Annotated in this window: 13 protein-coding genes and 1 pseudogene; 3 read left to right on the top strand and 11 right to left on the bottom strand. The window is 65.1% G+C overall.

Annotated elements, in window-relative coordinates:
* The 3 genes from RMO18_RS06175 to dapE form a co-directional block, all read right to left on the bottom strand.
* Positions 1-296, bottom strand: a 296-nt coding sequence (locus tag RMO18_RS06175) for a luciferase family protein (RefSeq protein ID WP_309664604.1), incomplete at its 3' end; no start/stop codon positions are given.
* Between the two features lie 126 nt (positions 297-422).
* The gene (locus tag RMO18_RS06170; protein ID WP_405054017.1) at positions 423-842 is read right to left on the bottom strand and encodes a GNAT family N-acetyltransferase; all 420 of its coding nucleotides are present in this window, start codon (positions 840-842) and stop codon (positions 423-425) included.
* Entirely contained in the window at positions 839-1,984 is a 1,146-nt protein-coding gene (dapE, locus tag RMO18_RS06165; protein ID WP_309664602.1) for a succinyl-diaminopimelate desuccinylase, read from the bottom strand. Before dapE ends, RMO18_RS06170 begins: the two co-directional genes overlap by 4 nt.
* 147 nt (positions 1,985-2,131) lie before the next feature.
* On the opposite strand from dapE, the gene RMO18_RS06160 reads away from it, so the two are divergent.
* Positions 2,132-2,491: a hypothetical protein gene (locus RMO18_RS06160; protein WP_309664600.1), complete on the top strand. Its 360-nt coding sequence runs from the start codon at positions 2,132-2,134 to the stop codon at positions 2,489-2,491.
* 89 nt (positions 2,492-2,580) lie between these two features.
* Here the strand turns inward: RMO18_RS06160 and RMO18_RS06155 are convergent, their stop codons facing one another.
* The 7 genes from RMO18_RS06155 to RMO18_RS06125 form a co-directional block, all read right to left on the bottom strand.
* Entirely contained in the window at positions 2,581-2,937 is a 357-nt protein-coding gene (locus RMO18_RS06155; protein WP_309664599.1) for a hypothetical protein, read from the bottom strand.
* 217 nt (positions 2,938-3,154) lie between these two features.
* Positions 3,155-3,631 carry an SRPBCC family protein gene (locus RMO18_RS06150; protein WP_309664598.1) on the bottom strand — a complete coding sequence of 159 codons (477 nt, stop codon included), beginning with the start codon at positions 3,629-3,631 and terminating at the stop codon, positions 3,155-3,157.
* A 12-nt stretch (positions 3,632-3,643) separates the two neighbouring features.
* Positions 3,644-3,871, bottom strand: coding sequence for a DUF4287 domain-containing protein (locus RMO18_RS06145; protein WP_309664597.1), 228 nt, complete (start codon positions 3,869-3,871; stop codon positions 3,644-3,646).
* On the bottom strand, positions 3,868-4,218 hold the full coding sequence (locus tag RMO18_RS06140) for a metalloregulator ArsR/SmtB family transcription factor (RefSeq protein WP_309664596.1): 351 nt from the start codon (positions 4,216-4,218) through the stop codon (positions 3,868-3,870). Before RMO18_RS06140 ends, RMO18_RS06145 begins: the two co-directional genes overlap by 4 nt.
* 48 nt (positions 4,219-4,266) lie before the next feature.
* Entirely contained in the window at positions 4,267-5,028 is a 762-nt protein-coding gene (locus RMO18_RS06135) for an AraC family transcriptional regulator (protein ID WP_309664594.1), read from the bottom strand.
* Between the two features lie 15 nt (positions 5,029-5,043).
* Positions 5,044-5,346 carry an antibiotic biosynthesis monooxygenase gene (locus RMO18_RS06130; RefSeq protein WP_309664593.1) on the bottom strand — a complete coding sequence of 101 codons (303 nt, stop codon included), beginning with the start codon at positions 5,344-5,346 and terminating at the stop codon, positions 5,044-5,046.
* Positions 5,343-5,957, bottom strand: a complete 615-nt coding sequence (locus tag RMO18_RS06125) for a methyltransferase domain-containing protein (protein WP_309664592.1) — start codon at positions 5,955-5,957, stop codon at positions 5,343-5,345. The genes RMO18_RS06130 and RMO18_RS06125 overlap by 4 nt, the downstream gene beginning before the upstream one ends.
* A 232-nt stretch (positions 5,958-6,189) precedes the next feature.
* Here RMO18_RS06125 and RMO18_RS06120 point away from each other — a divergent pair, with 232 nt between their 5' ends.
* Both RMO18_RS06120 and RMO18_RS06115 read left to right on the top strand, forming a co-directional pair.
* Positions 6,190-6,855: a choice-of-anchor L domain-containing protein gene (locus tag RMO18_RS06120; protein ID WP_309664591.1), complete on the top strand. Its 666-nt coding sequence runs from the start codon at positions 6,190-6,192 to the stop codon at positions 6,853-6,855.
* A 27-nt stretch (positions 6,856-6,882) separates the two neighbouring features.
* Positions 6,883-7,738, top strand: a pseudogene (locus tag RMO18_RS06115) (Hint domain-containing protein).
* 8 nt (positions 7,739-7,746) lie between these two features.
* Here the strand turns inward: RMO18_RS06115 and RMO18_RS06105 are convergent.
* A partial coding sequence (locus RMO18_RS06105) for a 2,3,4,5-tetrahydropyridine-2,6-dicarboxylate N-succinyltransferase (protein WP_309664586.1) occupies positions 7,747-8,369 on the bottom strand: 623 nt, incomplete at its 5' end.

Raw genomic sequence — 8,369 nt, 5'->3', positions numbered from 1 at the left:
AGATCGTAGTTCAGCGCAAACAACTCCAGCGCCCGCGCCACCCCGTCCCCGGCCAAAGGCACCGTCACCCAACCGCTGTCGGGCAGAAAGTGATGCGGCTCGGCCCGCCCCGCCGCCACCAGTTCGTGGCGCAGCCTGGTCGGAAACGGCAGGTCGGCGTGGCTCGATCCATGCACATGCCCGACCTCGCGCGCGCCATAGGAAAACGTCACCGCGCCAAACCGCCCCCGCCCGGTCACGATACCGGGCCAGCCGGTCACCTCATCGGAAATCATCTCAAACCGGGTTCTTGTCATGGCGGCCTCCTTGCGCACAAAGATGGGATCGCCCGGCCCAACCGCAACCCCGCCCCCGCACCCAGCGATTTGCTCTTTGCAAGAATACTCCCGCCAGAGGCTTCGACGCACCAACCAGCGCCGCCCTTACAGATCCAGCACCATGTCCCGATGCGCAATGCCCGCGTCCAGATACACGGGCCCGGTGGCGGTGAACCCCAGCCGCGCGTAAAATGCCAGCGCCTGCGTCTGCGCCCCCAGCTTCACCCGCCGCACCCCCGGCACTGTGCGCAACTCCGCCACCGCCGCCCGCATCAGCGCCGCACTCAGCCCCGTCCCGCGCGCCGCCGGCAGCACACAGACCCGGCCCACCTTGCCCACTTCGCCCGTGATCAGCAGCCGTGCCGATCCGACCGGCCGGCCCTGATCCGTCGCCAGCAGGTGGATCGCCTGATCGTCCAGATCGTCCACCTCGTCGGCCTCGCTGACACCCTGTTCCTCGATGAACACCGTTCGGCGCAGTGCCCTGCAGGCCGCAATATCCCGCGTCACCGCAATCTCGATCATGCGAAGTAATCCCGCAGGATCCGCCCGTAGATCGCCTTCAGCTGATGGATCTGTGCCACTTCCACCCGTTCGTCCACCTGATGCATGGTGCGCCCGACCAACCCGAATTCCACCACCGGGCAATGATCCTTCACAAACCGCGCATCCGACGTCCCGCCCGAGGTTGAGGCGACGGGCACCCGGCCCGTCTCTGCCTCCACCGCCCGCGCGATCAGCGCCGACAACGCCCCCGGCGGGGTCAGAAAGCTTTCGCCGGAAATCGAAATCCGGGCCGCGATCGCCACCCCCGTCTTCGCCGCCACTGCCGCCGCATGGCCGCGCAGCCAGTCCGACACCGACGCCCCCGAATGCAGATCGTTGAAGCGGATGTTTACCGTCGCGGTGCCACGCGCCGGGATCACGTTGGTCACCGGATTACCGCAGTCGATGGTGGTGATCGCCAGCGTCGAGGCGTCGAAATGCGCCGACCCCTGATCCAGCGGCTCCGCCTCCAGCCGCGCCATCAATTGCACCAGCGCGCTCATCGGGTTTTTCGCGCGGTGCGGATAGGCCGAATGCCCCTGCACGCCGGTGGCGGTGAACCAGCAGGTCAGGCTGCCGCGCCGCCCGATCTTCATCATCTCACCCATCTCGTCGGGGCAGGTCGGCTCGCCCACCAGACAATGGGTCATCCGCTCGCCCTGCGCGGCCATCCAGTCGAGCAGCGCCACGGTGCCATGTTCGGCCTCGCCCTCCTCGTCGCCGGTGATGGCCAGGATCACCGCGCCGTCTGGCGGGGTTGTCCGCACGAAATCCACTGCTGCCGCCGCAAAGGCCGCGACGCCCGATTTCATGTCAGTGGCGCCGCGCCCGTACATCCAGCCGTCAACCACCGCCGCGCCGAACGGGTCCTGCGTCCAGGCCGCCGCATCGCCCACCGGCACCACATCGGTATGACCGTTAAATCCGAAGGCCTTGTTCGCGCCCTTCGTCCCCCAGCGCGCATAAAGGTTGGCGATGCCGCCCCGGTCCACCCGGGTGCAGTCAAACCCCGCGTCGCTCAGCACCCCCTGCAGCAGCGAAAGCGCCCCGCCCTCGGCGGGCGTGACCGAGGCACAGCGGATCAGTCGGGCGGTCAGGTCGGCAGGGTCAAGCGGGGTCATCGGGCGGGCATCCTTCACTGCGTTCGCCAAAGTCCTACCGCCCCGGCACCTGCGCTGCAACCGCAGCGGCACGCCGCCAAGAATTCGCTGCCATGCCGCGTCAAAACCATGCTACCCAACGCCAAAGACCTTTGAACCGGAGCCCCCATGCGTGTTGCCTGCCTGACCCTTGCCCTTGCCGTCCTGCCCTGCCTGCCTGCCCTTGCGCAAGACGCGCCCACGCCGGTAGCGGGTGGTCCGGTCATCATCAGTGTCAGCTACTCGATCAACGCCCCGGTCGCATCCGAAAGCCCCGAAGCGCTGGATCAGGCCGACAAGGACTATCGCCGCGCGCTCTATGCCCGCGCGGCCAAGGAATGTGATGACCTGCTGGCCACCATCGCGGCAGAATGCCGGATCACCGACATCAACGTCTCGACACAGGTGAACAGCTTTCCGGGTCAACCGACCACGCTGTATGTCAGCAGCACCGTGAACACCGAAGTCACCCTGAAAGTCGCGCCCTGAACTGCCTCCTGACCGGCGCCCCGCGCTGATCACCGGCCAAAGCCCGACCGCAAGGCTGGGCTTTGGCCTGATCGCCGCAGATTTGCGTCTCAGTCGAAAAACGGCGTCATCTCGGCCACGATAACCGAGTTTTCGGCCAGTGCCCGCGCCATCAGCGCGCGCTCGTCCTCGCCAACCTCGTCGCCGGCCTTCAGCCGTTCCTCCAGCGTGCCGTGGCCCGCCACGTCCAGCGGTGCAAGGTCGGCCTCCTTCAGGATTGCCACGGTTTCGCGCACCGCCTCGGCCTCATCGACACCGCTGGCATAGATGATCAGCCCCGCCCCGGTGGCCTTGTCCGGCAGCCCGTCGCCAGCCTTGCGCCCGACTTCGACCACCAGCGTGAACACCTGCTGCGGGCGCTTGATCTTTTCCGGCTTGGCCGTCTGGTTCATCTCCGTCTCGTCCATCGCGCGCGCTCCTGCAGACCGTTCAGACCGAAATGACCCACCCCCCGGCATGAAGTCAACCCGGCGGAGCGTGGGCTTGTTGCCTGCGCTGCGCCACGGGGCAGGGACAACCCGCCTGCCCCAAGCGCTGCGTTCCGCGAGACGCCGCCCCTCTGCCCGTGCAGAACGGAGGATCGAGCCTATCTGGCAACCCGGCAGCCCCCTCGCGTCCAACAGCCTAACGCGACATCAGCGCCACCAACTGATCCAGCGCCGCCCCCCAGCCATCGGCAAAGCCCATGTCGGCATGGATCTTGGCATCCGCTTCGGTGCCATGCACCGCAGTGGCGCGGTAGACCGTGCCGCCGCCTTTCGGCGTCAGTTCCAGAAGGCAGGTGAAGGTCGGCACCCCGTATTGTGGCACGTTCGGCCGGTACCCCTGACCCAAAGCGCTGGTCCAGACCAGCTTGCGGTCAGGCTCTACCTCCAGATAACAGCCGGTGCCGTCGTTGCTTTCCCCATCGGGGCCTTGCATCACGGTACGGAATTTGCCGCCGGGCCGCAGGTCGATCTCGCAGGCGACGGTTTTCCACGGCGCGGGGGTGAACCATTGCATCAGGATGTCGGGCACCGTCCAGGCGGCCCACACCTTTTGCGGCGGCACGGCGATATAGCGTTCCAGCACCAGGTCCATCTTGGGGTCGAAATCGGTCATCATCGGCACTCCTCAGGTGTTTCGTTGCTTGTCCTCGGCCAGGGTCTGGGCGACCAGCGCATTGGCATGGCCATGGCCCATGGCGTGCGTTTCCTTAAGCCAGGCGACCATCTGCATATGGGTCATCGCAGGCAGCGCCCGCAGCATTGCCTGCCATTCCGCGATGGGACGGCCATAGGCCCGCTCGATCGACGGAAAGTAGGACGCGGGGCCTTTCACCTTTGCTGCATCAGCGGTCATTTGACCCCCCTGACAATGCGATCATCGCGCTGCGACAACAGCAGCGCATCAAGCCGGTCCAGCCGCGCTTCCCACATCGCGCGCCGCTGACTAAGCCAGCCTTCCGCCTCGGCCAATGGGGCAGGGGCCAGCCGGTACGTCCGCACCCGCCCGGCCTTGTCCGAGGTGACAAGCCCCGACCGCTCCAACACCCCAAGATGCTGGGTGAAGGACGGCAGCGCCATGTCAAAGGGTTCGGCCAGGGCCCCGGTCGTTGCGGGGCCGGTCGCCAGCCGGTCCAGAACCGCACGGCGGGTGGGGTCGGACAGGGCCTGAAAGATCGTGTCGAGAGGTTGTTGATTAGGCATATCCCTAACTAACATTCCGCTACACTTAGGGCAATACCTAAGTAATGATCAGAATGCCCGGTCGCGGATGTCATCGCGATAGGCCGTCGGGCTTTTCCCGGAAAACTCCCGGAATGCCGCGTTGAAGGCCGACACCGAACTGTACCCCACCGACAGCGCAATTCCCGTCACCTGCGCGCCGGTCATCGCCAGATCTTCGCCCGCCTTGATCATCCGCATCCGTCGCAACGCCTGACCCCAAGGCAGGCCCAACTCGTCCGCAAACCGCCGCGACAGGGACCGGGGCGTCACCGTTGCCGCCGCCGCCACGTCGTCAAAGTTCAAAGCTTCGTCCAAATGCGCCTCGGTAAAGGCCAGCGCGCGCTGCACGGCGGCAGACCGGCCGACCGGCAGCACCGCAGGACTTTGCCGTTCCGACAGCGTCCAGGTGACTGCGGCAAGCGTTGTGAACAGTTGTTCGGCTATCGGCGGATGCACGGCATCATCGCCAAAATCCCGGCAGGCCAGCACCAGCTCGCGCGCCAGTGCCGTCATCTCGAACACCGCCAGCTTGGCAGGCGGGGCGGCAAACCGCTGTGCGTCAAACAGCACCGAACAGGCCAGCAAGGGGTGCGCAATCGTCACCCTGATCGGCACATCCGCCGCAATCAGCGCCGCGCGGGCCGGGGGCAAAGACCATTGCCGCCCGCCCTGTTCCAGCCGCATACTGCCGGCGCGGGCATACAAAAGGTAGTGCCTGCCGATCCGGAAATCGGCAGGTGGGGCCACCGGGAACTCCCGGTTGACGGTAAAGGCCGGGGGCACGTTCATTCCCCCAGACTGCTGCTAACGCACCGTTTCGTAAAGGGTCGCCTCAAACCGCCGGCTTGTCGGCGCGCCGGTCATCAGCGGCCGCAACTGCGCGCCCACGGTGGCAAACCCCGGCGAGGCGACATAAGCGTCAAACGCCGCCTGATCCGTCCATTCGTGCATCAAGCCGACATGGGTCTTGCTGCCCGCATCGGTAAAGGCGCGAAAGCCAAGGTTGCCCTTGATCGCCGTTGCCGCAACTCCGTCTCCGGCCAATATGTTCAGCGCCACGGCTTGATTTTCGGGTGCCACACTGAAATCCACAATTGCAATAATCATTTGGTCTCTCCTTTGGGTTTGGTAAAAAGATAGCCAAGACTGGTCCGCCGCGGCGCCCCGGTCTCGAACGGAAGTGTCGTATCGGGCAACAGCCCGGCGGCCTCGGCCAGTTCCACGATGCTGGTTGCCGAAAACCAGCGATGCCGCCAGCGCAGCCAGATCAGCCACTGGCACCAATGCGGCTTGCTGACGATCAGCACGATTTGCCCGCCCGGCCGTACCAGCCGCGCCAATTGCCGCATCGCAAGACCCGGATCCGGGCAATGTTCGATCACATGCCCGGCCAGCACCAGATCGAACCCCGCCGCATCGTCAAACTGGCCCAGCCGTGCCTTGACGGGTCGCCCCCGGCCAAGGCGTTCGCGGGCCACGGCCAGCATCCCGGCTGACGCATCGACCAGCACCAGATCCTCCGGTGCGCCCATCACCGCCACATAGGCCAGCGCCAGATCACCAGCTCCGGTTCCCACGTCGCACACCCGAGCATGGCCTTGCGCCAGAACCCGGCGCAGGAACACCCGGTACGCCCGGTCATAGCCAAGACGGCGCAAGCCTTCGGCCCACCCCCCCGCCGCCCGGTCATAGCCTGCGTCCAACATCTGATCCTGCATCGCCCACCTGCTTGTTGCCGGTCGGATATGCCGGATCAGGCTTTGGCGCGCTTCCTCGGTCCGGACGAAAACCTGCGCCAGACGGACAAATCACCGTTCCGGGGCGAAGCGACCGCTCAACCCTGAAAATTCACAGTAATTTTTGCCGCGAGGCTTAGGGGTTCGGCAGTCCTTCCGTGCCACCCTCGCAACGGTCAGACGGAAAAGGGGGGGCGCAACGGTCAGCGCGACAATGCTTCCGGTCACCACCGTGGTCAGCGCCGTGAAGATGGCGGATGCCATGTTTGGCAGCGGCATCAAGATCGTTTCCGCCACCTACACAGGCGACGCTGCCTCGGCCGGGGTCTACAGCGACGGGCTGTCTGGGGCCCCTGGCGTCACCCCCTCCGACACCGGGGTGATCCTGTCCACCGGCAAGGCCGGCGACTTCACCAACAGCAAGGGCAAGGCGAACCAGACCGCGTCACGCACCACCGACACCAAGGGCGTGGACAATGACAAGGACCTGAACGCCATCGCCGGCGCCAAAACCTATGACGCCGCGATACTGGAGGCAAAGTTCGTGCCTCTGGGCTCGGTTCTGACCATGCAGATCACCTTCTCGTCCAGGGAGTATCTGGAATATGTAGGCTCGGGCTTCAACGATGCGGTGGGGATTTGGGTCAACGGTGAAAAGGCGGTTCTCACGGTTGGCAACGGCGACATCTCGATCGACAACATCAACCCGAATTCGAATGGCGATCGCTATGTCGACAACGCCAAGGAACAGTACAACACCGAGATGGACGGCTTCACCGTCACCCTGACGCTGAAGGCAGTGGTGGTTCCCGGCAAAGAAAACACGATCAAAATCGGCATCGCTGACGGTGGCGACGCGGCCTATGACAGCAATTTGTAGATCGCGGGCGATTCCATCCAGACCGAAGTGGTGGCCGAGGATGACAGTTTTGAGATCGGCCATGACGGCAAGGTCAGTGTCGATCTGATCGGTAATGACCTTAACGTCTCGGGCGGAAAACTGACCATCACCAAGATCAATAGCATTCCGGTGCAGGAAGGCAGCCACATCACCCTGCCCTCGGGGCTGGAGATCGTGGTCAACGCCGATGGCACCATCACCGTGATCAGCGATGCTACCGACGCCCCCGGCGAGGCCAGCTTTTCCTACGAGGTGATCAACGAAAAGGGCGTAACCGATGTGGGCTTTGTCAAAGGTCAGGTCCTGCCCTGCTTTGTCGCGGGCACCCGGATCGACACCGCCCTCGGCCCCGTCGCCGTCGAAGACCCGCTGGTCGGCGATCTTGTGGTCACGATGGATGACGGGTTGCAGCCGCTGCGCTGGACGGGGTCACGGACCCTGTCCGCGCCGGGCGCAATGGCCGCCGTCTGCATTCCGGCAGGCGCTTTGGGCAATAGCGCCGAACTGCCTGTCTCCCCACAACACCGGCTGCATCTGGCGGGCCGAACTCTGTTGCGGCCTGCCCGAGGTGTTGGTCAAGGCCGTCCATCTGGCACAGATTGGCCGGTTGCGGCGGCACCGGGCTGGCGCGCCGGTCACCTATCACCACCTGTTGTTTGACCGCCATCAGATCATCCGCAGCGAAGGGCTGTGGAGCGAACGCTACCATCCCGGCCCGGCCACACTGGCGGGTCACGATGCCGAAACCTGCGGCGAGATTCTGGCCCTGTTCCCCGAACTGGCAGTTGATCCGGTGCTTGGCTACGGCCCGCCCGCGCGCCCCGAAGCCGCCGTCTTTGCCGCCGCGTTGCTGGTACCCTGACCCTTGGGTCAGTCGCGCAACAGCTCGTTGATGCTGGTTTTTGACCGGGTCTGCGCATCGACCTTCTTCACGATCACCGCGCAGTAAAGGTTGATCCCGCCCTTTGACGGCATCGACCCCGCCACCACGACCGATCCCGCCGGCACCTCGCCATACATCACCGCCCCGGTTTCCCGGTCGACGATCTTGGTCGATTTGCCGATGAACACGCCCATGCCCAGCACTGATCCTTCGCGGATGATGCAGCCCTCCACCACCTCGGACCGCGCGCCGATAAAGCAATCATCCTCGATGATCGTCGGCCCCGCCTGCATCGGCTCCAGCACGCCGCCGATGCCGACGCCGCCCGACAGATGCACGTTGCGCCCGATCTGTGCACAAGACCCGACCGTGGCCCAGCCGTCCACCATCGACCCCTCACCGACATAGGCACCCACATTCACGAACGACGGCATCAGCACGACGTTCTTCCCGATGTAGGCCGACCGCCGCACGATGCTGCCCGGCACTGCCCGGAACCCCGCCTCGCGCCACTGATCTGCACCCCAGCCCTGCCCTTTCGATGGCACCTTGTCCCACCAGTTCGACCCGCCGTTGCTGCCCGAAATCTCGTGCATATCGGTCATCCGGA

This window comes from Tabrizicola sp. (assembly GCF_031377265.1).
Taxonomy (GTDB): Bacteria; Pseudomonadota; Alphaproteobacteria; order Rhodobacterales; family Rhodobacteraceae; genus JAUYQR01.
Note: the sequence above shows the minus strand (reverse complement) of the source record. Positions and strands in the feature narration are given on the sequence as shown.

Bases quoted from the DNA above. Each gene is read 5' to 3' on its own strand.
- RMO18_RS06170 (WP_405054017.1), bottom strand. From the start codon at position 842: ATGATCGAGATTGCGGTGACGCGGGATATTGCGGCCTGCAGGGCACTG.
- dapE (WP_309664602.1), bottom strand. From the start codon at position 1,984: ATGACCCCGCTTGACCCTGCCGACCTGACCGCCCGACTGATCCGCTGT.
- RMO18_RS06160 (WP_309664600.1), top strand. From the start codon at position 2,132: ATGCGTGTTGCCTGCCTGACCCTTGCCCTTGCCGTCCTGCCCTGCCTG.
- RMO18_RS06155 (WP_309664599.1), bottom strand. From the start codon at position 2,937: ATGGACGAGACGGAGATGAACCAGACGGCCAAGCCGGAAAAGATCAAG.
- RMO18_RS06150 (WP_309664598.1), bottom strand. From the start codon at position 3,631: ATGACCGATTTCGACCCCAAGATGGACCTGGTGCTGGAACGCTATATC.
- RMO18_RS06145 (WP_309664597.1), bottom strand. From the start codon at position 3,871: ATGACCGCTGATGCAGCAAAGGTGAAAGGCCCCGCGTCCTACTTTCCG.
- RMO18_RS06140 (WP_309664596.1), bottom strand. From the start codon at position 4,218: ATGCCTAATCAACAACCTCTCGACACGATCTTTCAGGCCCTGTCCGAC.
- RMO18_RS06135 (WP_309664594.1), bottom strand. From the start codon at position 5,028: ATGAACGTGCCCCCGGCCTTTACCGTCAACCGGGAGTTCCCGGTGGCC.
- RMO18_RS06130 (WP_309664593.1), bottom strand. From the start codon at position 5,346: ATGATTATTGCAATTGTGGATTTCAGTGTGGCACCCGAAAATCAAGCC.
- RMO18_RS06125 (WP_309664592.1), bottom strand. From the start codon at position 5,957: ATGCAGGATCAGATGTTGGACGCAGGCTATGACCGGGCGGCGGGGGGG.
- RMO18_RS06120 (WP_309664591.1), top strand. From the start codon at position 6,190: ATGCTTCCGGTCACCACCGTGGTCAGCGCCGTGAAGATGGCGGATGCC.